Consider the following 25047-nt stretch of genomic DNA (forward strand, 5'->3'; position numbering starts at 1 on the left):
AATCATCCAGGAGCGCTGAGCGTGACCCCGATGCCCGAACCCTGCCGCTTGCCCGGCAAAACCTGGCTGTACTTCACAGCCCAGTCGATCAACCTCACCACCGCCGTGATGTCGGTAACCATGGCCGCGATGGTCGGTGCGGCGCTGGCGCCCACGCCGGCCTTGGCCACGGTGCCGTATGGCTTTCAGTTCCTGTTGCTGATGCTGGCGACCTACCCTGCGGCGCGGTTGATGGCGCGCCTGGGGCGCAAGCGCGCGTTCATGCTCGGGTCGCTCGCGCTGGTGGTAGCGGGCCTGAGCGGCTACCAGGCCGTAAGGCTCGGCAGCTTCGCCCTGCTGGTGCTCAGCCACTCGGCATTGGGCGTGTACGTGGCCTTCGCCAACTTCAACCGCTTTGCCGCCACCGATGGGTTGCCTGCCGTGCTCAAGCCACGGGCGTTGTCGCTGGTGGTGGCCGGGGGTGTGGTGGCGGCGTTCGTTGGCCCGGCGCTGACCGGCCTGCTCAAGGACGCCGGCGGTTACCCGGCGTTTGCGCTGTGCTATGCCAGCTTCATTGCGCTGGCTGTGCTGGCGTTCGCAGTGGCCTGGGTGCAGCCGCAGGCGCCACGCCCGGCGCAGCCCGTTCGGCGCAACGGCGGCAGCCCGCTGCCGGTGCAAGCGAAGTTGGCCATGGCCATCGCTGCCTTGGGCTACGGCATCATGAACCTGCTGATGATTCAGGCCTCGTTGCACATGAACCACATGCACACCGGCTTCGACGACATCCGCAGCGCCATCCAGTGGCATGTGATCGCGATGTTCGCGCCGTCGTTCTTCACCGCTGCGCTGATCCGCCGGATCGGGCTCAAGGCGCTGCTGTGCCTTGGCCTGGTGCTGCTGGCCGGCAGCTCGGCGATGAACCTTGCGGTGCAGCGGGCACCAAGGCCTGGCCTTGGCGCTGGTGGTGCTGGGGTTGGGCTGGAACTTCACTTACGTGGGCGGCGGCGCGCTGCTGGCGCAGGTCCTGGGCAACACGCCCCAGGCCATGGATGCCCAAGGCAAGAATGACCTGGCCATCGCCATCTGCGCGACGCTTGGGGCATTCCTGCCTTCGGTGCTGATCGGCCTGGTGGGCTGGGCGGGCAGCAACCTGCTGTGCCTGATGTTGCTGGCCGCCTTGTTGCTCGCTACCTGGCGTTTGCTGCCCGGTGCGCGAAGCGTCAGTACACCTGCGGCACCAGAATCTGCTCAGGCACCGGCTGGCGCACGTAGTCCTCGTGGCGCGCACGTGGGGGCAGGGTAACGGTGGGCAGCTCGACACCCTCGTAAGGCACCTGGTGCAGCAGGTGGTGGATGCAGTTGAGCCGGGCGCGCTTCTTGTCGTCGGCCTCCACCACCCACCAGGGCGCCTCGGGGATGTGCGTACGTTCGAGCATCACTTCCTTGGCCTTGGTATAGGCCTCCCAGCGCCGCCGCGACTCAAGGTCCATGGGGCTGAGCTTCCACTGCTTGAGCGGGTCGTGGATGCGCGCGGTGAAGCGCAGCTCCTGCTCCTCGTCGGTGATCGAAAACCAGTACTTGATCAGGCGGATGCCGGAGCGAGTGAGCATGCGCTCGAACTCAGGCACCGAGCGGAAAAACTCTTCGTACTGGTGGTCGTTGCAAAACCCCATCACTTTTCCACACCCGCGCGGTTGTACCAGCTGCGGTCGAACAGCACGATCTCGCCCGCGGCGGGCAAGTGCGCCACATAGCGCTGGAAATACCACTGGGTCTGCTCACGGTCGTTGGGCGCAGGCAGCGCGGCCACGCGGCACACCCGTGGGTTCAGGCGTTGGGTGATGCGCTTGATCACGCCGCCTTTGCCGGCAGCGTCGCGGCCTTCGAAAAGGATCACGATCTTTTCGCCGGTTTTCACCACCCAGTTCTGCAACTTCACCAGCTCGCCCTGCATGCGGAACAGCTCGGCGAAGTAGTGGCGGCGCTGGAGCCGCTCGGGGGCATTCGAAAGGTCGGCGCTGAAAAAAGCGTCCAGCTGGAAGCTGTCGTCCGCCAGCTCCAGCTCGAGCTCTTCGTCGAACTGGTCGAGGCGGTCCTGGCGCAGGCGGGTTTGTTGATGATTGTTCGAATCCACGATCTGGCCCTCGGTAAGGTGTCGATAAGGCGAGCCTACGCGCGGCTCGTGTATGCCCTGTGACTAGTCGGTGTCGGTACGTTTTCGAAACGCCAGGCGGCCGGCCAGCAGTGTGAAGCTGGCCACGATCACCACCAGAATCCAGAAACCATGAGGTGAATCCGAGAGCGGGATGCCGCCGACGTTCATGCCGAAAAACCCTGCAACTGATATTTATTGGCAGCGCCAGCACCGTGACCAGGGTCAGGGTGAACAGGGTTCGGTTGGTCTGCTCGTTCTGCAGGGCGGTGATTTCTTCCTGAATCAGCTTGATGCGCTCCAGCAGCGCCGCCAGGTCGTGGATCACCCGGGAGAATTCCTCGGTCTGCGAACGCAGCGCCTGTACCTCTTCCTCGCCGAACCAGCGCGGCGGGCGGTTGAGCAGGCGCATCAGCGAGTTCGGCTCCAGCGCCAGCAGCCGCTGCATGCGCACCAGGGTACGGCGCACGCCGCTGAGCTCGGCGCGGTTGTAGGTCAGGCGCCGGGAAAGCAGCTGGTCTTCGATGCGGTCAACGTTCAGGTGCGTGTCGCGGATCATCTGGGTGAGGATCTCGGCCTGGTCATCGATCAGGTGCTCCAGCAACTCCAGGGGCGAATCGAAGGTTTCGCCGCGCTTGACCGCAAAGCGCAGGCGGTCGGCCGAGCGCAGCGGTTGCAGGCGCACGCTCACCAGCATGTTTTCGCGCACGCACAGCCACAACGTGGCGATGTCCGAGGACGGCTCTCCGAAGCGGAACACCACATCGTTCACCACCGCCGTCAACGCGCCCTCCACGTGCTCCAGGCGCGTGGAGCGCGAGCCTTCGCTGAGGGTTTCGAAGAAATACTCCGGCAGGTCCAGGTGCTGCAGCATCCAGCGCTTGCAGCCGGCATGCGCCATGTTCAGGTGCACCCAGATGAACTCATCACCCACGGGCAGGTTTTGCACGGCGTGCAGGGTGGCCTGGGCGTCCATTTCATCGCCGGCGACGCCGGCACGGAAGCGGAAACCACAGATCAGGCCATAAGGGTCGGCATCGGCTGCCTTGGGCGCGAGGGTCGTTTGCATGATGGCTAAATATCACCAGCGTGTGACAGCTACATGACGAAACCTGAGCCATATATTCGATATGGAAATAAACAAATGAATAAATATGATTTAAGGATATAAAAATCCGTTGTTAAGGTGAGCGCCATTCAGTCACGCAACGAAGTGGAGCAAGCGATGTTGGTCGTAGCCGTCAGGGGGCAGCCCCAGTGCGCGTTCACGTTCCGGAGTGTTGCTGGAGCGGGCGAGCCAGTTGTTGCAGGCACGGGGTGTGGAAGTCGCGACGTTTCAGGTGCGCGATTTCGACCCGGCCGACCTGCTTCACGCCCGGTTCAACAGTGCGGCGGTGCTCGAATGGCAGGATGTGGTAGATCGCGCCGACGGCGTGATCGTGTCTACCCGGTCTACAAGGCCTCGTTCAGCGGCGCATTGAAGACGCTGCTGGACCTGCTGCCGGAGCGGGCGCTGGAGCACAAGGTGGTGTTGCCCTTCGCTACGGGCGGCAGCATCGCCCACATGCTGGCGGTGGATTACGCACTCAAGCCGGTGCTGGCGGCGCTCAAGGCCCAGGAGGTGCTTCACGGCATCTTCGCCGACGACAGCCAGATCGCCTACGGCGAGGGGAGTGCGGCACCGCAACTGGCCCCGGTGCTCACGCAGCGTCTGGAAAGCTCCATCGAAACCTTTCACAGCGCCTTGGCGCGCCGGCCCCGGCCGGTCGAGCCAGGAACGCTCAATGACCGTTTGCTCAGGTCGCGTTTCAGCATCTGAGCCTTTTTATTCCGCCCTGACCTTCTGACCCGATCACGGGAAGCAGGCGCCGGCACCCCGATCAGTATCAGGAGAGCGCAATGCGCACATTCTTTTTGCGTCAGGGGCTGGTCGCACTGTTTGCCGCGACCGTTTCCCTCGGAGTAGCTTCATTCGCACAGGCCGATACCCTGCGTATCGGTTACCAGAAGTACGGCACCCTGGTGCTGCTCAAGGCCCGCGGCACCCTGGAGAAAAAGCTCGCCGAGCAAGGCGTACAGGTGCAATGGACCGAATTCCCCGGCGGCCCGCAGCTGCTTGAGGGCCTCAACGTCGGCTCGATCGACTTCGGCGTGACCGGCGAAACACCGCCGGTGTTCGCCCAGGCCGCAGGCGCCGACCTGCAGTACGTGGCCTATGAGCCGCCAGCGCCCAAAAGCGAGGCGATCCTGGTGCCCAAGGATTCCGCGATCAAGTCGCTTGCCGACCTCAAGGGCAAGAAGATCGCCCTCAACAAGGGCTCCAATGTTCATTACCTGCTGGTGCAGGCACTGGCCAAGGCCGGCATCGCCTACAACGAAATCACCCCGGTATACCTGCCGCCTGCCGATGCCCGTGCGGCGTTCGAGCGCGGCAGCGTCGATGCCTGGGTGATCTGGAACCCTACCAGGCCGCCGCCGAGCAGCAGCTTCAGGCGCGCACCCTGCAGGACGGCACCGGCCTTGTGGATAACCACCAGTTCTATCTCGCCGCTCGCACTTACGCCAAAGGTCACCCCAAAGTGATCGAAGCGGTCGTCGAGCAAGTCCGCGAGATCGGCCAGTGGGCTTCGAACAATCCGCAAGAGGTGACCGATCAGGTCGCACCGCTGCTGGGCCTTCCAGCGCCCATCACGCTGACCTCGGTGAAACGCCAGGGCTTCGGCGCCGGGTTCATCACCCCGGAAGTGACCCAGGCCCAGCAGAAGATTGCCGACGCTTTCTACAACCTCAAGCTGATCCCCAAGCCCTTGACCATCAAGGACGTGATCTGGACACCACCCGCCAATGTGGCGGCCGCCCAATAAGCGTGCCCTCAAAGGAGACCACTTCATGAGCCTCAACATTTTCTGGTTCCTGCCCACCCACGGCGACGGCCACTACCTTGGCACCGCCGAAGGCGCGCGTGCCGTGGACCACGGCTACCTCACCCAGATCGCCCAGGCGGCCGACCGGCTGGGGTTCGGCGGGGTGCTGATCCCCACCGGCCGTTCCTGCGAAGACTCCTGGTTGGTCGCCGCGTCGCTGATCCCGGTGACCCAGCGGCTGAAGTTTCTGGTAGCGCTGCGCCCGGGGATCATTTCGCCGACCGTTGCCGCCCGACAGGCTGCCACGCTGGACCGTCTTTCCAATGGCCGCGCGCTGTTCAACCTGGTCACCGGTGGCGACCCGGCCGAGCTCGAAGGCGACGGCCTGTTCTTGACCCATGAGGAGCGCTACGAAGCCTCGGTCGAGTTCACGCGCATCTGGCGCCGTGTGCTCGAAGGCGAAGTGGTCGATTACGACGGCAAGCACATTCAGGTCAAAGGCGCCAAGCTGCTCTATCCGGCGATCCAGAAGCCGCGCCCGCCGCTGTATTTCGGCGGTTCATCGGACGCAGCACAGGACCTGGCTGCCGAGCAGGTCGAGCTGTACCTGACCTGGGGCGAGCCGCCTGCCGCTGTGGCCGAGAAGATTGCCCAGGTGCGTGAAAAGGCTGCCCAGCAAGGCCGCACAGTACGCTTTGGCATTCGCCTGCACGTGATTGTGCGCGAGACCACCGAAGAGGCCTGGAAAGCCGCCGACCGGCTGATCGAGAACCTCGACGACGACACCATCGCCCGTGCCCAAGCCTCCTTCGCCAAGTTCGACTCGGTGGGCCAGCAACGCATGGCCGCCTTGCACGGCGGCAAGCGCGACAACCTGGAAGTGGCGCCCAACCTCTGGGCCGGCGTGGGCCTGGTGCGCGGCGGCGCGGGCACCGCTCTGGTGGGCGATGGCCCGACCGTAGCGGCGCGGGTGAAGGAATACGCAGCGCTGGGCATCGACACTTTCATCTTCTCCGGCTACCCGCACCTGGAAGAGTCTTATCGCGTGGCCGAGTTGCTGTTCCCGCACCTGGACATCGCCCGCCCCGAGCAACCGGCCAGTGCCGGCTACATCAGCCCGTTCGGGGAGATGGTCGCCAACGACATCCTGCCCAAAGCGGCATCGCAGAGCTGAGGGGGCGAACATGAGCGCAACGAAGCGAACGCTCGAGCGCCTCGCGCCCTGGGCCCTGCCGGTGCTGCTGCTGGCAGCCTGGCAGGGGGCAGTGGCAGCCGGCTGGCTCTCGACACGCATCCTCCCGGCGCCCAGCGCTGTGGTGGAGGCCGGTGTGCAACTGGTGCGCAGTGGCGAGATCTGGACGCATCTGGCCATCAGCGGGTGGCGGGCCGGCATCGGCTTTTTGATCGGCGGGGGCATCGGCCTGGTGCTGGGGCTGATTTCGGGGCTTTCCAACTGGGGCGAGCGGTTCCTCGACACCTCGGTGCAGATGATCCGCAACGTGCCACACCTGGCGCTGATTCCGCTGGTGATCCTGTGGTTCGGCATCGATGAGTCGGCGAAGATCTTTTTGGTGGCCCTCGGCACGCTGTTTCCCATCTACCTGAACACGTATCACGGCATCCGCAACGTCGACCCGGCGTTGGTAGAGATGGCGCGAAGCTACGGCTTGTCCGGTTTTTCGCTGTTCTGGCAGGTCATCCTGCCGGGTGCCTTGCCGTCGATCCTGGTCGGCGTGCGCTTCGCCCTGGGCCTGATGTGGCTGACGCTGATCGTGGCCGAGACCATTTCGGCCAGCTCCGGCATCGGTTATCTGGCGATGAACGCCCGTGAATTCCTGCAAACCGATGTTGTGGTGTTGGCCATCGTGCTCTACGCAGTGCTCGGCAAGCTGGCCGATCTCGCTGCGCGCGGCCTTGAACGTGCCTGGTTGCGCTGGCACCCGGCGTATCAGCCCAAGCGAGGTGCCGCATGACCGCTTTCAATCAATCCAGGCCAGTGCGCGGGGCAGATCTGCGCATCGAGCAAGTGAGCAAAGCGTTCGGCACGCGCCAAGTGCTGCATAACATCGATTTGAGCATTCCTGCTGGCCAGTTCGTTGCAGTGGTGGGGCGCAGCGGTTGCGGCAAGAGCACCTTGCTGCGCTTGCTGGCTGGCCTCGACAAGCCCACCGGTGGGCGCCTGCTGGCGGGCGAGCAAAGCCTGGAGGCAGCCCGCGAAGACACGCGGCTGATGTTTCAGGACTCGCGCCTGCTGCCGTGGAAACGAGTGATCGACAACGTTGGCCTGGGCCTGAAAGGCGACTGGCGGCCCAAGGCGCTGCAAGCCTTGGAAGCGGTAGGGCTGGCGGAGCGTGCGCATGAGTGGCCGGCGGCGTTGTCGGGCGGGCAGAAGCAGCGTGTCGCGCTGGCTCGTGCGCTGATCCACCAGCCCCGCCTGCTGCTGCTCGATGAGCCGCTCGGCGCGCTGGACGCACTGACCCGCATCGACATGCAGCAATTGATCGAACGTCTGTGGCAGCAGCATGGCTTTACGGTGCTGCTGGTGACCCACGATGTTGCCGAAGCGGTGGCCGTGGCTGATCGAGTGATCTTGATCGAAGACGGCCATGTGGGCCTGGACCTGGCAGTCGACCTGCCGCGCCCGCGCCCACGCGGCTCCGCCACATTGGCGGCGCTGGAGGCTGAAGTGCTGGCCCGTGTCCTGCAATTGCCCGGCGAAGACCCTGTCGCCGAGCCTGTGACCCCTCTGCCCACGCAACTGCGTTGGGCTTACTGAACCCTTGTTCCTATCTGGAGTTTTGCCATGACCATCAAAGCCATCAACGTTCGCAACCAGTTCAAAGGCACCGTGAAGGAAATCATCGAAGGGCCGGTGCTGTCGGAAATCGACGTGCAGACTGCGTCGGGCATCGTCACTTCGGTGATCACGACTCGCTCGGTGCGCGAGCTTGAGCTGGGTGTGGGTAGCGAGGTAATCGCGTTCGTGAAATCCACCGAAGTCTCCATCGCCAAACTGTGAGGTTCACAGCCCTGGGGCTGCCTGGCCAGATAAGGCGGCAGGTACAGCCCCAGGTAGGCGTCGAACACGCGCAGCCCTTCCTCCGCCAGCCGTGGCGTAATCACGCCGTGCAGCTGCATTGACCGGGCATAGACCCGGTCGCCCAATTCCATCGCCAGGGCGAACACGTCCACGTCATCCGGCAATGCCGGCAGCATGAAGTACCGCCCGAAAACCTGGCGCATCAGTTGCCCCAGTTCGGCGTCGTGTTGGCGATCCGCTTGCATCACCTCACTCAAACCGTGCTGGGCCAGGATCAACTGCCGTGCGGCAGGGTCCGCCTGGTACACCGCCAGCATGCGCTGCTCCAGCGTTTTGGATAGATCGCGCCAGGTGCTGGCCTCGGCAAGTTCGACCGGCGCCTGCAAAGTTGCCCGGAAGGCGGCGTGCACGTCCTGAGTGAGCGCGTGCAGCAGGGCCGGGACGCTGGCGAAGAAGTGATACACGGATGAAGGCGGCATGCTGGCATGTTCGGCTACGGTGTGGATCGACAGGTTGGCGGCGCCTTCGGTCGCCAGGAGTTGGCGGGCTGCGTCGAGGATCGCGCCGATACGCGCCTGGCTGGTCGCACGAGGTTTGCGGGGAGGGCATATGAGCGTCCAGTGCGTCCGTCGCCCGGCAAGCCGGCCTCCCACGATTTTGCCAAGGTGGGAGGCTGGCTTGCCGGGCGACACGGGAGGTTGCAGTTGGGCGCAGTCTACACGACGGCTACCAGTAATCCGGTTTGATCGCAGGGCGTTTATGCGTTGGGACTTTGTCAGGGGAGTGGCTACGGATGACATGCTTCAGCAGTCCATCGAGGTTCAACTACTCGAACGCCGTACCCGTCGGTAGCCCTTGGAAGAGGTTGTAACCGTTCAGTGCGTCACGTCGCCGGCAAGCCGGCCTCCCACGATTTTGCATAAGTGGGAGGCCGGCTTGCCGGGCGATGCGGGAGGTTGCGATGGAGCGCAGCTTACACCGTATGCAAATACCAGTTGTACTCAAGGTCCGAGATCGAGTGCTCGAACTCCTCCAGCTCGCTTTCCTTGCAGGCCACGAAGATGTCGATGTATTTGGGGTCGATGTAGCGGGCCATGATCTCGCTGTCGTCCAGTGCACGCAGGGCGTCGCGCAGGTTGTTCGGCAGGCTTGGCTCGGTCTGCTCGTAGGCGTTGCCCTCCAGCGGCTCGCCGGGTTCGCATTCGTTGGTGAGGCCGTGGTGGATGCCGGCCAGCACCGAGGCCATGACCAGGTACGGGTTCGCATCTGCCCCCGCCACCCGGTGCTCAACACGCACCGCGTCGGCGGAGCCAGTGGGCACGCGCAGTGCCACGGTGCGGTTGTCCAGGCCCCAGGTCGGTGAGTTGGGCACATAGAACTGCGCGCCGAAGCGGCGGTAGGAGTTCACGTTCGGGCACAGGAAGGCCATCGAAGCGGGCAGGGTCTCGAGCACACCGCCGACCGCATGGCGCAATGCGGCGTTCTGCTCGGGATCCTCACTGGTGAAGATGTTCTTGCCGGTCTTGTCCAGGATCGAGATATGCACGTGCAGGCCATTGCCCGCTTGCCCTGGATAGGGCTTGGCCATGAATGTGGTGTCCATTTCATGGTCGTAGGCGATGTTCTTGATCAGCCGCTTGAGCAATACCGCGTAGTCACACGCCTTGAGCGCATCGGCCACATGATGCAGGTTGACCTCGAACTGCGCCGGGGCGCTTTCCTTGACGATGGCGTCGGCGGGGATGCGCTGCTCCTTGGCACCCTCGAGGATGTCCTGCAGGCAGTCGACGTATTCGTCGAGGTCGTCGATCAGGTACACCTGGGTCGACTGCGGGCGCTTGCCCGAGATTGGCGAGCGCGGCGGCTGCGGCCGGCCGTTCACGTTCTCCTGGTCGATCAGGTAGAACTCCAGCTCGAACGCGGCGCAGATGGTCAGCCCCATGTCGTCGAACTTCTTCACCACCTGGCGCAGCACCTCGCGCGGGTCTGCGAAGAACGGCTCGCCTTCGATCTCGTGCATCGTCATCGACAGCTGCGCGGTCGGGCGCTTCTGCCAAGGCTCGTTGCTCAAGGTATTGGGGATGGGGTAGCAGATGCGGTCGGCGTCGCCGATATCCAGGCCAAGGCCTGTGCTTTCGACGGTGGAGCCATTGATATCGAGAGCGAAGAGCGAGGCGGGCAGGTTGATGCCCTTTTCGTAAACCTTATGGAGGCTGGTGCGCTCGATGCGCTTGCCGCGCACCACACCATTCATATCCGCTATCAGAAGGTCAACGTACAAAACCTCAGGGTGTTCCTTGAGGAATGCGTTCGCCTCGTTGAGTTGAACGGCACGCGGTGGGACCGACATGATGCAACACCTTTTGTTAAAAATCTCAATCAATGACTGACAGCCAGCTCAGTCAATCCGAAACCCGCATGCAAGTCAAGACGGGCAGTTCGTGCTTCCATTCAGGGCAAAAAGGCGCTTGAGGGGCCAAAATGGAGCATTTTCGCGCTAAATAATAATTCAGCTTTTGCGCGTACGAGCAGGGCGTATAAAATTATTTACGGCCTGTTGTGTAATAAATTGAACAGCGCTAAGCTCCGATGCATCCCAAAACAGCAAAAACAACGGGGACCCTCATGGCATGCCAGCACCTTGGCGGCTCTAGCACCGCGCCTGCGAACCGCCTGGCAAAGGTACACATGCCGCAGGCGCCGCTGGCAGATATTCTGACGATGCCAGCGCCTGCTTGCAGCGTGCCACAGTCTTGGCCGTTCATCAAAGCCGGCTATGGCACCTCGACGATCTTTCACAGGCTCGCGATTATCCTCTGCCCAAACCTGCCCGCTTACGGTTCAATGCATCTGTTGTGCCGGCGCTGCGTCGCCGTGCCTCAACTGTAGTGCCTGCTCCGCAGGTTCGCCCCGCCATTGGGGCCACCCCATGCCACGTCGCCTTCTGAGGTATTTATGAGCAGCAACCTCGACCAGCTCACCGATTGGTTGAAAAAACACAAGATCACCGAAGTGGAATGCCTGATCAGCGACCTGACCGGCATCACTCGCGGCAAAATCTCGCCGACAAACAAGTTCATCGCCGAAAAAGGCATGCGCCTGCCCGAGAGTGTGTTGCTGCAAACGGTGACCGGCGATTACGTCGAAGACGAGATCTACTACGAGCTGCTCGACCCGGCCGACATCGACATGTTCTGCCGCCCTGACGAGAATGCGGTGTTCTCGGTGCCGTGGGCGATCGAGCCAACCGCTCAGGTGATCCACGACACCTATGACAAGCAGGGCAACCCCATCGAGCTGTCGCCGCGCAACGTGCTCAAACGCGTGCTCAAGCTCTACACCGACCGTGGCTGGCAGCCGATCGTGGCACCTGAGATGGAGTTCTACCTGACCAAGCGCAGCGACGACCCGGACTACCCGCTGCAGCCGCCGATCGGCCGCTCGGGGCGCCCTGAAACCGGCCGCCAGTCGTTTTCCATCGAAGCCGCCAACGAGTTCGACCCGTTGTTCGAGGACGTCTACGACTGGTGCGAGGCGCAGAACCTCGACCTGGATACGCTGATCCACGAGGACGGCACCGCGCAGATGGAAATCAACTTCCGCCACGGCGATGCCCTGCACCTGGCCGACCAGATCCTGGTGTTCAAGCGCACCATGCGCGAGGCTGCGCTCAAGCACAACGTTGCCGCCACCTTCATGGCCAAACCCATGACCGGTGAGCCGGGCAGTGCCATGCACCTGCACCAGAGCATCGTCGACATCAAGACCGGCAAGAATATCTTCTCCAACGAAGACGGCACTATGAGCCAGCTGTTCCTCAACCACGTGGGCGGGCTGCAGAAGTTCATTCCAGAGGCACTGCCGCTGTTCGCGCCGAACGTGAACTCCTTCCGCCGCTTCCTGCCCGACACCTCGGCGCCAGTGAACGTGGAGTGGGGCGTGGAGAACCGCACCGTCGGCCTGCGCGTGCCGGATGCCACGCCGCAGAACCGCCGGGTGGAAAACCGCCTGCCGGGCGCTGACGCCAACCCCTACCTCGCCATCGCCGCCAGCTTGCTGTGCGGTTACATCGGCATGGTCGAAGGCATCAACCCCAGCGCGCCGGTACACGGCCGTGGCTATGAGCGCCGCAACCTGCGCCTGCCGCTGACCATCGAAGATGCGCTGGAGCGCATGGAAAACTGCCGCACCCTGGAGAAATACCTGGGCAAGAAATTCATCGTCGGCTTCGTCGCGGTGAAACGTGCAGAGAACGAAAACTTCAAACGAGTGATCAGTTCCTGGGAACGGGAGTTCCTGCTGTTCGCGGTCTGATCGGGCCCGGCGCCCGGGGCGCTGGGGAACAGGAGAGAGCAATGAGCGACAACGCAGCGCAAACCCAAGCCTGGCAAGCCCTGAGCGGTGAGCACCATTTGGCCCCTTTCAGCGATTACCAGCAGCTCAAGCAAAAGGGCCCGCGCATCATTACCAAAGCTCAGGGCGTGCACCTCTGGGACAGCGAAGGCCGGCAGATCCTCGACGGCATGGCTGGGCTGTGGTGCGTGGCGGTGGGCTATGGCCGCGAGGAGCTGGTGCAGGCGGCTGCCCGGCAAATGCGCGAGTTGCCTTATTACAACCTGTTCTTCCAGACCGCCCACCCGCCAGCACTCGAGCTGGCCAAGGCAATCACCGACGTGGCCCCGGCGGGCATGAGCCATGTGTTCTTCACCGGCTCCGGCTCCGAGGGCAACGACACCGTGCTGCGCCTGGTTCGCCATTACTGGGCGCTCAAGGGCAAGCCAAACAAGAAGACCCTGATCAGCCGCATCAACGGTTATCACGGCTCTACCGTCGCCGGCGCCAGCCTGGGCGGCATGGCTTACATGCACGAGCAGGGCGACCTGCCGATTCCAGGCATCGCGCACATCCCGCAGCCGTACTGGTTCGGCGAAGGCGGCGACATGAGCCCGGATGCGTTCGGCGTATGGGCTGCCGAGCAGCTGGAGAAAAAATCCTCGAGCTGGGCGAAGAAAACGTCGCCGCGTTCATCGCCGAGCCGATCCAGGGCGCAGGTGGCGTGATCATTCCGCCGGATACCTACTGGCCCAAAATCAAGGAAGTGCTCGCCCGCTACGAGATCCTGTTCGTGGCCGACGAGGTGATCTGTGGCTTTGGCCGCACCGGCGAGTGGTTCGGTAGCGATTACTACGATCTCAAGCCTGACCTGATGACCATCGCCAAAGGCCTGACCTCGGGCTACGTGCCCATGGGCGGCGTGATCGTGCGCGACGAAGTGGTGAAGGTGATCGAGCAAGGCGGCGACTTCAATCACGGTTTCACCTACTCCGGGCACCCGGTGGCGGCGGCTGTGGGGCTGGAGAACCTGCGCATCCTCAGTGAAGAAAAGATCATCGAGCGTGTACGCAGCGAAACGGCACCGTATTTGCAAAGCCGCTTGCGCGAACTTCAGGCCCATCCGCTGGTGGGCGAGGTTCGCGGCCTGGGCATGCTGGGCGCCATCGAGCTGGTGCGCGACAAACAGGCCCGCACGCGTTACGAAGGGCGCGGTGCGGGAATGCTCTGCCGGCAGTTCTGTTTCGACAATGGCCTGATCATGCGCGCAGTAGGCGACACCATGATCATCGCCCCGCCGCTGGTGATCAGCCGTGGCGAGATCGATGAGCTGGTGAGCAAGGCGCACAAATGCCTGGACCTGACCCTTAATGCGCTGCAGGGCTAAATGCTAGGCTGTGCGCCGGCGCGGGGGCAGTGCCCCGCGCCCACACCGCACGCCCGTTGCCAGGGCCGCGCACCGAAGGACGGATTGGTTTAAACACTATTTGGAGCACTACGCATGAATAAGCTGGGCAAATCGCTGCTGGCCATGGCGCTGATGGGGGCGATGGCGGGTGCCGCGCACGCTGACGACAAGGTTCTGCACGTCTATAACTGGTCCGACTACATTGCCCCGGACACCGTCAAGAAGTTCGAAGAGGCCAACCCCGGCGTGAAGGTGGTCTACGACGTCTACGACAGCAACGAGACGCTCGAAGCCAAAATGCTCGCTGGCCACTCCGGCTACGACATCGTGGTGCCGTCGAACAACTTCCTGGCCAAGCAGATCAAGGCCGGCGTGTACGAGACCCTCGACAAGTCCAAGCTGCCCAACTGGAAAAACCTCAACGCCGGCCAGCTCAAGGCCGTAGGCGACGCCAGCGACAAGGACAACGCCCACGCCTTCCCGTACATGTGGGGCTCGATCGGCATCGGCTACAACCCCGAGAAGGTCAAGGCTGCACTGGGCGTCGACAAGATCGACTCCTGGGACGTGCTGTTCAAGCCTGAGAACATCGCCAAGCTCAAGAGCTGCGGGGTGAGCTTCCTTGATTCGCCGACCGAGATGATGCCGGTGGCGCTGCACTATCTGGGCCTGAAAACCGACACCCAGAGCAAGGACGACATCAAGAAAGCAGAAGACCTCTACTTGAAGATCCGCCCGAGCATCCAGTACTTCCACTCCTCCAAGTACATCTCGGACCTGGCCAACGGCAACATCTGCGTAGCCGTCGGCTACTCGGGTGATGTGTACCAGGCCAAATCCCGCGCCGAAGAGGCCGGTGGCAAGGTCAAGGTCGCCTACGCCATTCCGAAAGAAGGCGCTGGCAGCTTCTATGACATGGTCGCCATCCCCAAGGATGCCGAAAACAAAGAGCTCGCCTACAAGTGGATGAACTTCATCCTTCAGCCTGAAGTAATGGCCGAGATCACCAACGCCGTGCGTTTCCCCAACATCAACGACGCTGCAACGCCCATGGTCGACAAGGACATCACCTCCGACCCAGGCGTGTACCCATCAGCCGACGTGAAGGCCAAGCTGTACGCGATCGCCGACCTGCCGCAGGGCACACTGCGCGAGTTGACCCGCAGCTGGACCAAGATCAAATCGGGCAAATAAGCCCGTGGCGAGCACAGGTGGCGGCGCTCCAGCCGCTACCTCGTGCACTGAAACAAAAATTTTTTTTGCTGGGCAGGTTCATCACAGGTAAGTTGCGCGCCGGTTTTGGATTAACCGGCCGGGCTGCTGCCATCCTGGAAACACACTGCGGGGGAACTGCACTTGTCTAAATCTTTGTTCTTCAAGGCCCTGGCACTGGGCGCAGGCCTGTTGGCCGGCACTGCTGCGCAAGCCGCGGGCGAGGTCCATATCTACAACTGGTCCGACTACATCGGCGAAAACACCCTCAGCGAATTCCAGAAGGCCACCGGCATCAAGCCGGTCTATGACGTCTTCGACTCCAACGAAACCCTTGAAGGCAAGCTGCTGGCCGGTCGCACCGGCTACGATGTCGTGGTGCCCTCGAACCATTTTCTGGGCAAGCAGATCAAGGCGGGGGCATTCCAGAAGCTCGATCGTTCGCAGTTGCCCAACTGGAAAAACCTCGACGCTGATCTGATGAAACGGCTGGAGGCCAACGACCCGGGCAATCAGTACGCCGTGCCGTATCTCTGGGGCACCAACGGCATCGGTTACAACGTCGAGAAGGTCAAGGCGGCGCTGGGCACTGACAAGATCGACTCATGGGCTGTGCTGTTCGAGCCTGAAAACATCAAGAAACTCAGCAAGTGCGGCGTTGCCTTCCTCGACTCGCCGGATGAGATGATCCCGGCGATGCTCAACTACATGGGGCTGGATCCCAACAGCACCAACCCGGACGACTTCAAGAAAGCCGAGGCCAAGTTTCTGAAAGTGCGGCCGTACGTGACCTACTTCCATTCGGCCAAGTACATCTCGGACCTTGCCAACGGCAATATCTGCGTGGCCGCCGGTTTCTCGGGTGATGTGTTCCAGGCGCGCAACCGCGCCGAGGAAGCCAAGAACGGCGTTCAGGTGGCCTATGCGGTGCCAAAGGAAGGCGGTGCACTCTGGTTCGACATGCTTGCGATTCCGAAGGACGCCGAAAACGTCAAGGAGGCGCATGCCTTCATCGATTTCCTGTTGCAACCCAAGGTGATCGCCGAGGTCAGCGATGCGGTGGGTTACGCCAACCCTAACCCGGAGGCCAAGGCCGACATGGACCAGAAGGTTGCCACCGATTCTTCGGTTTACCCGACACAGGACGTACTGGCTAAGGCCTATGTGAGCCATGAGTTACCGCCGAACATTCAACGCCTGATGACCCGTTCCTGGACGCGGATCAAGTCGGGCAAATAAAACCAGTGGCCCGCCCGTGCAGCGGGCCACCTGAACCACCGATGGGAGTGTCGTTAATGGCCGTTGCCTCCAGTGCCTACAAAAAAGCCCTCGAAGGCAGCCAGCAGCCTAAGCAGGTGCTGGTGAAAATCGATCGGGTCACGAAGAAATTCGACGAGACGATCGCCGTGGACGATGTGTCCCTGGAAATCAACAAAGGCGAGATCTTCGCGCTGCTGGGCGGCTCGGGCTCCGGCAAGTCGACCCTGCTGCGCATGCTCGCCGGCTTCGAGCGGCCTACCGAGGGGCGCATTTTCCTCGATGGCCAGGACATCACCGACCTGCCGCCCTATGAGCGGCCGATCAACATGATGTTCCAGTCCTACGCCTTGTTCCCGCACATGACCGTCGCGCAGAACATCGCCTTCGGCCTGAAGCAGGACAAGATGCCCACCGCCGAGATCGACGCCCGTGTGGCCGAGATGCTCAAGCTGGTGCACATGAGCCAGTACGCCAAGCGCAAGCCGCACCAGCTTTCCGGTGGCCAGCGCCAGCGGGTGGCATTGGCCCGCTCGCTGGCAAAGCGCCCCAAGCTGCTGCTGCTCGACGAGCCCATGGGCGCGCTGGACAAGAAACTGCGCTCGCAGATGCAGCTTGAGCTGGTGGAAATCATCGAACGCGTGGGGGTGACCTGCGTGATGGTGACCCACGACCAGGAAGAGGCCATGACCATGGCCCAGCGCATCGCGATCATGCACCTGGGCTGGATCGCGCAGATCGGCAGCCCTGTGGATATCTACGAGACCCCGACCAGCCGCCTGGTGTGCGAGTTCATTGGTAACGTCAACCTGTTCGACGGCGATGTGGTCGAGGACATGGAAGGCTATGCGCTGATCTCCACCCCTGAGCTGGAACGGCCGATTTACGTGGGCCACGGGGTGAGCACTGCCGCAGAAGACAAGCGCGTGACCTACGCCCTGCGCCCGGAAAAACTCCTGGTGACCACCGAGCAACCGCAAACCGAGTACAACTGGGCGCGTGGCAAAGTCCACGACATCGCCTACCTGGGCGGCCATTCGGTGTTTCACGTCGAGCTCGCCAGCGGCAAGATCGTTCAGAGCTTCGTCGCCAACGCCGAGCGCCGTGGCGCGCGGCCGACCTGGGACGATGAAGTGTTCGTATGGTGGGAAGACGACAGCGGGGTGGTGCTTCGGTCATGAAAGCGCGAAAAGTGAAGCGGTTCCTCAATCGTTGGGTGCCGAACGGCCGCCAGGTCGTGATCGGTGTCCCGTTCATCTGGCTGTTCCTGTTCTTCATGCTGCCGTTCTTCATCGTGTTGAAGATCAGCTTCGCCGAAGCAGACGTGGCCATCCCGCCCTACACCTCGCTTGTGGAGTTCGCCGAGGACAAGATCAACATCGCGCTCAACCTGGCCAACTACTTGCTGCTGGGTGACGACGACCTGTACTTCGCTGCGTACTTCGGTTCGCTGAAGATGGCGTTCTTCAGCACCCTGATGTGCCTGCTGATCGGCTACCCGATGGCCTACGCCATCTCCGTGGCCAAGAAAGAAAGCCAGACGGTGCTGTTGCTGCTGATCATGATGCCGACCTGGACGGCGATCCTGATCCGCGTTTACGCCTGGATGGGCATCCTCAGCAACAACGGCCTGCTCAACGGGTTCCTGCAGTACATGGGCCTGATCGACCAGCCGCTGCAGATCCTCAACAGCAACACAGCGGTGTACATCGGGCTTGTGTATTCGTACCTGCCTTTCATGATTCTGCCGCTGTTCGCCAACCTGGTGAAACACGACCACACGCTGCTCGAAGCCGCCGCCGACCTGGGCTCCAGCCGCTTCAACAGCTTCTGGAAAATCACTGTGCCGCTGTCGAAGAACGGCATCATCGCCGGCTGCATGCTGGTGTTCATCCCGGTGGTAGGCGAGTTCGTCATTCCCGAGCTGCTCGGAGGCCCTGAAACGCTGATGATCGGCAAGGTGCTCTGGCAAGAGTTCTTCAACAACCGCGATTGGCCGGTGGCCTCGGCGCTGGCAGTGGTGATGCTCGGCATCCTGATCATCCCGATCCTGCTGTTCAACCGCAGTCAGGCACGTGAAATGGAGGGCAGGGCATGAAACAGGGCGTTCGTTTCTCCACCATCATGCTGTGGGTGGGCCTGATTTTCATCTATGCGCCGATGGTCATTCTGGTGATCTACTCGTTCAACGCCTCGCGGCTGGTGACGGTGTGGGGCGGCTGGTCGGTGAGCTGGTATGTGAGCCTGCTGGACAACACCCAGCTCATTTCCGCCGTGTTCCGCTCGCTGGAAATCGCCATCTACACGGCGGTCTCGGCGGTGGTGCTGGGCACCATGGCGGCTTTTGTGCTCACCCGCGTTTCGCGCTTCAAGGGCCGCACGCTGTTTGGCGGCCTGGTGACTGCGCCGTTGGTGATGCCCGAGGTGATAACGGGCCTGTCGCTGCTGCTGTTGTTCGTTGCCATGGCGCAAGCCATCGGCTGGCCGGCCGAGCGCGGCGTTACCACGATCTGGATCGCGCACACCACGTTCTGCACGTCCTACGTGGCAGTGGTAGTGTCGGCGCGGCTGCGTGAGCTGGACCTTTCCATCGAGGAGGCGGCGATGGACCTGGGGCGCGGCCGCTGAAGGTGTTCCTGTTGATCACCATTCCGATGATCGCGCCGTCGCTGGCAGCCGGGGGCATGATGTCGTTCGCCCTGTCGCTGGATGACCTGGTGCTGGCGAGCTTCGTCTCCGGGCCTGGCTCGACCACGCTGCCGATGGAGGTGTTCTCGCAGGTTCGCCTGGGTGTGAAGCCCGAGATCAATGCCATTGCCAGCTTGATCCTGCTGGTGGTGTCGTTGTTTACCTTCCTGGTGTGGTTCTTCACCCGCCGAGCCGAGGAGGCGCGGCGCAAGGCGGTTCAGGCAGCTATCGAGGAAGCGGCTGTAGCCAACTCCTCCGGCATGACGCACACCGGCGCACTGATACGCCGTTAAGCCTTGCCAGTACGGCCCGTGTGACAGAACATTGCGATCACGTTCTGCCACACGGGCCGTTTTCATGTCTGCGATCTTTCAGCCCGATAGCCTGCGCCAGAGCCTCCGGGCCTTGGCCAAGGGCGATGCACTGTCGCGCGACGGGCTGGCTTACCAAGGCTATTACGGCCTGGGCATCGCCGGTTGCGAGGCCCGCCTGGGCCTGTTCGAAGCGGCGGGGTTTCAGCTGGTTGCCCAGCTATGGAGCCCGCCCCGGCCGCGCGGCACGTTGATTCTCCTGCACGGCTATTACGACCACATGGGGCTTTATCGCCATGTGATCGAGTGGGCATTGGGGCAGGGGTTGGCGGTGCTGGGTTGCGACCTGCCCGGGCATGGCCTGTCCAGCGGAGAGCGCGCCAGCATTCGGGATTTTGCGCATTACCAGGCGATGCTCGACGGCCTGCTCGCAGAGGCGAGCGCCAATGGCTTGCCCAAGCCCTGGCACCTGCTGGGGCAGAGTACCGGCGGTGCGATCGCAGTGGACCACCTGCTCAACAATGCCGGCAGCCCGGTGGACGGCCATACCATCCTGCTTGCTCCGTTGGTGCGGCCGCGCGCCTGGGGCTGGTCGCAGTTGAGCTACCACGCCCTGCGGCCGTTCGTGGGCAGCATCGCGCGGCGCTTCAGCGAAAACACCAATGACCCGACTTTCCTGCCGTTTCTGGAGGCTGACCCGTTGCAACCACGCCGGCTGCCTACTGCCTGGGTGGGTGCCCTGGCCAAGTGGGTGCGGCACATCGAGCGCTCGCCAGCCAGCACGCGCAGCCCGTTGATCGTTCAGGGCGAACAGGACATGACCGTCGACTGGCGGCACAACCTTGCGGTGCTTGAGCGCAAGTTCGCCGGCCCGCAGCTGCTACGCCTGCCCGGTGCTCGGCATCACCTGGCCAACGAGTTGCCGGAGCTGCGCCGCGAGTACTTCGACTATCTGGCGCCCTACCTGGCCTGAGCCGGTCAAGGCGCCGGCTGGCCCACCGCCAGCCCGGCCTTCACCGCTGCCAGGGCCGCCTGGTAGTAGGCCTTGCCGTCTGCCGACTCGGCGAAGCTGACGAACTCTTCCAGCTCCGGGTCCGAGAGGTCGCGGTATACGTACAGGAGCGTGTTGTTCATATCGTTGCCGATCTGCTGCATCAGCCGCGCGCGCTGGCTGTCGAGCAGATTCTGGCTCGAGCCGCCGCCCAGCAGGCCCGGAATCATCGAACTGAGGCTATCGGCAGCCACACCTGCGATGGCCAGGCTCACTTCGGCGCCGGCCTCACGGGCGGGCAGGGCGCGGGCCAGATGGCCGATCAGCAGTTGGCGGGTATCGGAGGCCTGCATGTGCGGCAGGCCGCTGGCATTTTTGGCAAGCTGATCCGAGCGAGTAGCCAGCAACTCGGCGCTCACGATCTTGCGCCCCAGCGGGCCCTGGAAAAAGGCCAGCGCGGGTTGGGGGTTACGCAGAGCCTGGCGCAGGCGGTTTTCGGCGCGCTGGTCCATCGCCTGGGCACCAAAACGCTGGTTGCTGTTGTTGACCAGGGCCTGGAACACCGCAGGTGGCAGGCTGTTCTGGTAGCGCTGCTGGGCCGCCCTGAGCGCGTCGTTGAAGTGAGCGCGCTGGTCGGGCCAGCCGGCAGCCTTGTACAACTGATCGTAAGCATCAGCCCAGGCCGGCAGGGCGCAGCAGATCAGCAGGATGAAAAGAAGGCGACGCATGAAAGACTCCTGTCGGCAGGCCGCTATTGTCCGTGGGCTGAACAACTTTTGTCGAGAGACGCGCGATATGCGCGCGCATTTGCATGCAAACAGCGCTGTGGCGGTGAGTGCCGTGAGCTACTATGCGCGCCATGCATACATCCTTCGATGAAACCCTGCCGCAACGCATTGTCGATGACCTGGCTGAATACGGCTGGTCGCGGCAAGACTGCTTTTTGCCTGAGGCTCTGACCGCTGCGCTGGCCCTGGAGTGCCGCCGGCGTGCCGCCGTGGGCGAGCTGGCACCAGCTGCAATAGGCCGTGGCGATGCGCAGGAGGTGCGGGAAAGTATTCGAGGCGACCTGACCCAGTGGATCGACCCCGGGCAAGCGACGTGTACGGATGAATACCTGGTGTTGATGGATGGGCTGCGGGAAGCGCTCAACCGTGGCCTGTTCCTGGGCCTCGAGGATTTCGAGTGCCACTTCGCGTTGTACCCGGCAGGGGCGTTCTACAAGCGGCACCTGGACCGCTTCCGTGACGACGATCGGCGCATGGTGTCGGCGGTGTTGTACCTGAATCACGGCTGGCGAGAGGGTCATGGCGGTGAGCTGCGCCTGTATTTCAAGGACGGTAGCACCCTTGACGTTCCGCCGCGTGGCGGGTGCCTGGTGGTGTTCTTGTCGGGGGAGCTGCCGCACGAGGTGCTGCCGGCAGGTTGTGAGCGGCTGTCATTGACGGGGTGGTTCAGGCGGCGGGGGAGCGAGCCGTTCTAGAAGTCAGGCTCTGCACTCGGATGCGGGAGGCCGGCTTGCCTGGCGGGGTAGCGTCGCGCGGCAAGCCGCCCTCCCACTTCCACTCTGCTTGAGCAGCGAATCCAGGGTGGGCCAGCTTCACACACCTGACCTGCCCTTGAGCATCGCCCGGCAGCTTCCTCCCACTTCAACCCTGCTTGCAGAGAATCGAAGTGGGAGGCCGGCTTGCCGGGCGATTCGGCTTAGAACAACACTCGGCTGCGGATGGTGCCCTTGATGTGCTGCAGCTTCTCCTGCGCCAGGTCCGAGTACTCGGCGTCAACGTCGATCACTACATAACCCACGCTTTCGTTGGTCTGCAGGAACTGGCCGGAGATGTTGATGCCGTTCTCGGCGAACACCTTGTTGATCTCGCTGAGCACGCCCGGGATGTTCTGGTGAATGTGCAGCAGGCGGTGTTTGCCAGGGTGTGCCGGCAGGGCCACCTCGGGGAAGTTGACCGAAGACACCGAAGTGCCGTTATCGCTGTACTTGACCAGCTTCTCGGCCACTTCCAGGCCGATGTTGGCCTGGGCTTCGGCAGTGGAGCCGCCGATGTGCGGAGTGAGGATCACGTTGTCCAGGCCGCGCAGCGGGCTTTCGAAGATCTCGTCGTTGGAGCGAGGCTCTACCGGGAACACGTCGATGGCCGCGCCGATCAGGTGCTTGGCCTTGATCGCTTCGGCCAGGGCTTCGAGGCGAACCACGGTGCCACGGGCAGCGTTGATCAGGATGCTGCCCTTCTTCATGGCGGCGATTTCGGCTTCACCGATCATCCACTGGGTGGACGGCAGTTCTGGCACGTGCAGCGACACGATGTCGGCCAGGCCCAGCAGCTCCTTGAGCGTTGGCACCTGATTGGCGTTGCCCAGCGGCAGCTTGGTCAGCGGATCGTAGAAGTACACCTGCATGCCCAGGCTTTCGGCCAGTACCGACAGCTGGGTACCAATCGAGCCGTAGCCGACGATACCCAGCTTCTTGCCGCGGATTTCGAAGAGTTGGCCGCGCTCTTGATCCAGCCACCGCGGTGGCAGGAAGCGTTCTTCTCCGGAATGCCGCGCAGCAGCAGGATCGCCTGGCCCAGCACCAGCTCGGCGACCGAACGAGTATTGGAGTAAGGGGCGTTGAACACCACGATGCCGCGTTCGCGGGCAGCGTTGAGGTCGACCTGGTTGGTACCGATGCAGAAGCAACCGACGGCGATCAGCTTCTTGGCGCAGTCGAACACCTCAGCGGTAAGCTGGGTGCGGGAGCGGATGCCGATGAAGTGGGCGTCGGCGATCTTTTCCTTGAGCTGGGCATCGGGAATGGAGCCAGTGAGGTACTCGATGTTGGAGTAACCGGCCGCCTTGAGCGTATCGACGGCATTTTGGTGAACTCCTTCGAGGAGAAGGAACTTGATCTTGCTCTTGTCGAGAGAAGTCTTGCTCATCTGCTTTAAACCTGCGCTCCGGAGAGTAAAGTAGCGTTATGAAGGGCTTGCCAAGGGCTGGCCAGAGGCGCTGCGGCCTGCGTGGCGGGCGCCTATGCTAGCATAGTTGCGACATTTGACGGCCAGTATGCGACGTGAAGGCTGTTCATCTGGACGATGAACAAATCACGTGGAAGGCTTGCGCCGGCATCCTCAAAACGAGTGGAGTGGCTCATGAGTTACCAGCATCAATACGTCGATGGCACGCGCATCCATTTCCCCCTCGGCAAGGTAGTGTGCATCGGCCGCAACTATGCCGAACACGCCAAGGAGCTGAACAACCCGGTGCCCAGCGAGCCACTGCTGTTCATCAAGCCTGGCAGTTGTGTGGTGCCAGCCGATGGCGGCTTCAAGGTTCCCCAGGGGCGCGGTTCCGTTCACTACGAAACCGAAATCGCTGTGCTGCTGGGCAAGCCACTTTCCACTGCGCCCAGCGAAGAAGAAGTGCTCGATGCCATCTCGGGTTTCGCACCGGCACTGGACCTCACGCTGCGGGACGTGCAATCCCGCCTCAAGGAAAAGGGCTTGCCGTGGGAACTGGCCAAGTCCTTCGATGGCGCCTGTGTGCTGTCGCCCTTCGTGGCTGCCAGCCAGTTCACCGACTTCACCGACATCCCGGTGCGCCTGACGCTCAATGGCGAAGTGCGCCAGGACGGCAGCAGCGCGATGATGCTCAACCCGATCGTGCCGATGATCCAGTACATGGCTGCGCACTTCAGCCTGCAGGCAGGTGATGTGATCCTTACCGGCACGCCGGCAGGTGTTGGTGAGTTGGCGGTAGGTGATGAGCTGGTGATGGAGCTGCCGGGCGCGGCCCGCGTCGAAACGCGCGTGCTGGAATAACCTGCAGCCTTTACCGTTTTTTTCACACGGCACCCGGATAATGCGCCGCTTCGCTTGACGTTATCCGGTCCCCTCATGCCCGAAAAAACTTTCACCAAAGTACCCGCAGGTGCCAAAGCCAAGCGCAAGCGCTGGCTGGCCGGGGTGTCGCTGGCCCTGCTGGCGAGCTACGCGCTGGCCGTAGCCATGCATTGGGACGACCGTGTGCGCTGGTCTTTGGCCGAGTGGAGTACACCTGCCCAGGAACGGGCTACCGCAGTGTGGCTACCGGCCTACAAGGCCGACATCGACGCCAGGCTCATGCCGGGCCTGGAAACCGACGAAGCCTCCGACCTTTCCTACGACCCTTCGAGCAAAACCCTCTACAGCGTGATGGGCAAGCACCCGTTTCTGGTGCAGTTGAGCCTGGAGGGTGAGGTGCTGCGCAAGATCGAGCTGGTGGGGTGGGCGAATCCCGAAGGCGTTGCGGTGCTCGAAAACGGCCATATCGCCATCACCGATGAGCGCAGCCAGTTGCTCACCATCGTCACCGCGCCTGCCGGTGTTGCGGCGCTGAACATCAAGGATTTCCCGCAGTTTCCGCTGGGCAAGGCCCGTGAAAAGAACAAAGGCACTGAGGCAGTCGCCTGGGACGCGCAGGGCCAGCGCGTGCTGTTCGGCCAGGAGCGGCCGGCGTTTCTCGAAAGCTGGCGCAGTGACGGCACCACGTTGATCGGCCAGCCCATGACGCTGGCAGGTGGCCCGCTGGACCTTCGCAACCTGTCGGGCATGGATGTCGATCGGCGCACAGGGCACCTACTGCTGGTTTCGGCAGACTCGCACCTGATTCTGGAGACTGACTCGGCGGGCAAACCGGTCAGCTACATGACGCTGCTCGGGCACCTCAATGGGCTGAAGCAAACCATCCCCAGGGCGGAAGGCGTTGCCACGGACGAGCAAGGCAACCTGTACGTGATCAGCGAGCCGAACCTGTTCTACCGGTTCAGGCATTGATCTGA

Annotated in this window: 15 protein-coding genes and 9 pseudogenes; 18 read left to right on the top strand and 6 right to left on the bottom strand. The window is 62.7% G+C overall.

Translation table 11 applies throughout. The features are described from left to right. Positions 1-30: 30 nt before the first annotated feature. Positions 31-1282: pseudogene (locus LN139_RS22650) on the top strand (MFS transporter). On the opposite strand, the pseudogene ppk2 reads toward LN139_RS22650, so the two are convergent. Both ppk2 and LN139_RS22660 read right to left on the bottom strand, forming a co-directional pair. Beyond that, positions 1200-2113, bottom strand: a pseudogene (ppk2, locus tag LN139_RS22655) (polyphosphate kinase 2). The pseudogenes LN139_RS22650 and ppk2 overlap by 83 nt on opposite strands. A 63-nt stretch (positions 2114-2176) precedes the next feature. Next, a pseudogene (locus LN139_RS22660) lies at positions 2177-3200 on the bottom strand (transporter). Between the two features lie 156 nt (positions 3201-3356). On the opposite strand from LN139_RS22660, the pseudogene ssuE reads away from it, so the two are divergent. From ssuE to LN139_RS22695, 6 genes and pseudogenes are all read left to right on the top strand, one after another. Continuing rightward, positions 3357-3950, top strand: a pseudogene (ssuE, locus tag LN139_RS22665) (NADPH-dependent FMN reductase). Positions 3951-4030: 80 nt separating this feature from the next. Continuing rightward, positions 4031-4995 (top strand): annotated as a pseudogene (locus LN139_RS22670) (sulfonate ABC transporter substrate-binding protein). A gap of 25 nt (positions 4996-5020) precedes the next feature. Next, positions 5021-6169: an FMNH2-dependent alkanesulfonate monooxygenase gene (ssuD, locus tag LN139_RS22680; protein ID WP_236357154.1), complete on the top strand. Its 1149-nt coding sequence runs from the start codon at positions 5021-5023 to the stop codon at positions 6167-6169. A 10-nt stretch (positions 6170-6179) separates the two neighbouring features. After that, positions 6180-6968 (top strand): aliphatic sulfonate ABC transporter permease SsuC, encoded by a 789-nt coding sequence (gene ssuC / locus LN139_RS22685; protein ID WP_236357156.1) that lies wholly within the window; start codon positions 6180-6182, stop codon positions 6966-6968. Continuing rightward, positions 6965-7771: an aliphatic sulfonates ABC transporter ATP-binding protein gene (ssuB, locus tag LN139_RS22690; protein ID WP_236357158.1), complete on the top strand. Its 807-nt coding sequence runs from the start codon at positions 6965-6967 to the stop codon at positions 7769-7771. The genes ssuC and ssuB overlap by 4 nt, the downstream gene beginning before the upstream one ends. A gap of 27 nt (positions 7772-7798) precedes the next feature. Next, on the top strand, positions 7799-8014 hold the full coding sequence (locus LN139_RS22695; RefSeq protein WP_097084437.1) for a TOBE domain-containing protein: 216 nt from the start codon (positions 7799-7801) through the stop codon (positions 8012-8014). Between the two features lie 17 nt (positions 8015-8031). On the opposite strand, the pseudogene LN139_RS22700 reads toward LN139_RS22695, so the two are convergent. After that, positions 8032-8688: pseudogene (locus LN139_RS22700) on the bottom strand (TetR/AcrR family transcriptional regulator); the annotation flags it as partial. A 320-nt stretch (positions 8689-9008) separates the two neighbouring features. Further along, on the bottom strand, positions 9009-10385 hold the full coding sequence (locus tag LN139_RS22705) for a glutamine synthetase family protein (RefSeq protein WP_236357159.1): 1377 nt from the start codon (positions 10383-10385) through the stop codon (positions 9009-9011). 605 nt (positions 10386-10990) lie between these two features. Here LN139_RS22705 and LN139_RS22710 point away from each other — a divergent pair. The 8 genes and pseudogenes from LN139_RS22710 (at position 10991) to LN139_RS22745 (ending at position 20216) form a co-directional block, all read left to right on the top strand. Then, entirely contained in the window at positions 10991-12349 is a 1359-nt protein-coding gene (locus tag LN139_RS22710; protein WP_236357162.1) for a glutamine synthetase family protein, read from the top strand. 41 nt (positions 12350-12390) lie between these two features. Further along, positions 12391-13754: pseudogene (locus tag LN139_RS22715) on the top strand (aspartate aminotransferase family protein). A gap of 114 nt (positions 13755-13868) precedes the next feature. Beyond that, positions 13869-14969 (top strand): polyamine ABC transporter substrate-binding protein, encoded by a 1101-nt coding sequence (locus LN139_RS22720; protein ID WP_236357164.1) that lies wholly within the window; start codon positions 13869-13871, stop codon positions 14967-14969. A gap of 162 nt (positions 14970-15131) precedes the next feature. Next, on the top strand, positions 15132-16226 hold the full coding sequence (locus tag LN139_RS22725; protein WP_329610980.1) for a polyamine ABC transporter substrate-binding protein: 1095 nt from the start codon (positions 15132-15134) through the stop codon (positions 16224-16226). A 56-nt stretch (positions 16227-16282) separates the two neighbouring features. Continuing rightward, entirely contained in the window at positions 16283-17425 is a 1143-nt protein-coding gene (gene potA, locus LN139_RS22730; RefSeq protein WP_236357166.1) for a polyamine ABC transporter ATP-binding protein, read from the top strand. A 35-nt stretch (positions 17426-17460) separates the two neighbouring features. After that, the gene (locus tag LN139_RS22735; RefSeq protein WP_236360576.1) at positions 17461-18342 is read left to right on the top strand and encodes an ABC transporter permease subunit; all 882 of its coding nucleotides are present in this window, start codon (positions 17461-17463) and stop codon (positions 18340-18342) included. Then, a pseudogene (locus tag LN139_RS22740) lies at positions 18339-19225 on the top strand (ABC transporter permease subunit). Before LN139_RS22735 ends, LN139_RS22740 begins: the two are co-directional and overlap by 4 nt. 64 nt (positions 19226-19289) lie before the next feature. Beyond that, positions 19290-20216 carry an alpha/beta hydrolase gene (locus tag LN139_RS22745; RefSeq protein WP_236357168.1) on the top strand — a complete coding sequence of 309 codons (927 nt, stop codon included), beginning with the start codon at positions 19290-19292 and terminating at the stop codon, positions 20214-20216. Between the two features lie 5 nt (positions 20217-20221). Here LN139_RS22745 and LN139_RS22750 read toward each other — a convergent pair whose 3' ends face one another. Further along, positions 20222-20962, bottom strand: a complete 741-nt coding sequence (locus tag LN139_RS22750) for a DUF2059 domain-containing protein (RefSeq protein ID WP_236357170.1) — start codon at positions 20960-20962, stop codon at positions 20222-20224. Between the two features lie 122 nt (positions 20963-21084). On the opposite strand from LN139_RS22750, the gene LN139_RS22755 reads away from it, so the two are divergent. After that, positions 21085-21717: a 2OG-Fe(II) oxygenase gene (locus LN139_RS22755; protein ID WP_236357171.1), complete on the top strand. Its 633-nt coding sequence runs from the start codon at positions 21085-21087 to the stop codon at positions 21715-21717. 221 nt (positions 21718-21938) lie between these two features. Here LN139_RS22755 and serA read toward each other — a convergent pair. Further along, positions 21939-23167, bottom strand: a pseudogene (gene serA / locus LN139_RS22760) (phosphoglycerate dehydrogenase). 213 nt (positions 23168-23380) lie between these two features. On the opposite strand from serA, the gene LN139_RS22765 reads away from it, so the two are divergent. Together LN139_RS22765 and LN139_RS22770 are read left to right on the top strand one after the other, a co-directional pair. Continuing rightward, positions 23381-24049: a fumarylacetoacetate hydrolase family protein gene (locus LN139_RS22765; RefSeq protein ID WP_236357173.1), complete on the top strand. Its 669-nt coding sequence runs from the start codon at positions 23381-23383 to the stop codon at positions 24047-24049. Positions 24050-24124: 75 nt separating this feature from the next. Then, positions 24125-25042 carry an SdiA-regulated domain-containing protein gene (locus LN139_RS22770; RefSeq protein WP_236357175.1) on the top strand — a complete coding sequence of 306 codons (918 nt, stop codon included), beginning with the start codon at positions 24125-24127 and terminating at the stop codon, positions 25040-25042. The last annotated feature ends 5 nt before the right edge of the window (positions 25043-25047 follow it).

The organism is Pseudomonas sp. KNUC1026 (genome assembly GCF_021650705.1).
Lineage (GTDB): Bacteria > Pseudomonadota > Gammaproteobacteria > Pseudomonadales > Pseudomonadaceae > Aquipseudomonas.

What these genes read in the sequence shown, in the direction of transcription:
- ssuD (WP_236357154.1), top strand. Translation starts at nt 5,021, where the DNA reads ATGAGCCTCAACATTTTCTGGTTCCTGCCCACCCACGGCGACGGCCAC.
- ssuC (WP_236357156.1), top strand. Translation starts at nt 6,180, where the DNA reads ATGAGCGCAACGAAGCGAACGCTCGAGCGCCTCGCGCCCTGGGCCCTG.
- ssuB (WP_236357158.1), top strand. Translation starts at nt 6,965, where the DNA reads ATGACCGCTTTCAATCAATCCAGGCCAGTGCGCGGGGCAGATCTGCGC.
- LN139_RS22695 (WP_097084437.1), top strand. Translation starts at nt 7,799, where the DNA reads ATGACCATCAAAGCCATCAACGTTCGCAACCAGTTCAAAGGCACCGTG.
- LN139_RS22705 (WP_236357159.1), bottom strand. Translation starts at nt 10,385, where the DNA reads ATGTCGGTCCCACCGCGTGCCGTTCAACTCAACGAGGCGAACGCATTC.
- LN139_RS22710 (WP_236357162.1), top strand. Translation starts at nt 10,991, where the DNA reads ATGAGCAGCAACCTCGACCAGCTCACCGATTGGTTGAAAAAACACAAG.
- LN139_RS22720 (WP_236357164.1), top strand. Translation starts at nt 13,869, where the DNA reads ATGAATAAGCTGGGCAAATCGCTGCTGGCCATGGCGCTGATGGGGGCG.
- potA (WP_236357166.1), top strand. Translation starts at nt 16,283, where the DNA reads ATGGCCGTTGCCTCCAGTGCCTACAAAAAAGCCCTCGAAGGCAGCCAG.
- LN139_RS22745 (WP_236357168.1), top strand. Translation starts at nt 19,290, where the DNA reads ATGTCTGCGATCTTTCAGCCCGATAGCCTGCGCCAGAGCCTCCGGGCC.
- LN139_RS22750 (WP_236357170.1), bottom strand. Translation starts at nt 20,962, where the DNA reads ATGCGTCGCCTTCTTTTCATCCTGCTGATCTGCTGCGCCCTGCCGGCC.
- LN139_RS22755 (WP_236357171.1), top strand. Translation starts at nt 21,085, where the DNA reads ATGCGCGCCATGCATACATCCTTCGATGAAACCCTGCCGCAACGCATT.
- LN139_RS22765 (WP_236357173.1), top strand. Translation starts at nt 23,381, where the DNA reads ATGAGTTACCAGCATCAATACGTCGATGGCACGCGCATCCATTTCCCC.
- LN139_RS22770 (WP_236357175.1), top strand. Translation starts at nt 24,125, where the DNA reads ATGCCCGAAAAAACTTTCACCAAAGTACCCGCAGGTGCCAAAGCCAAG.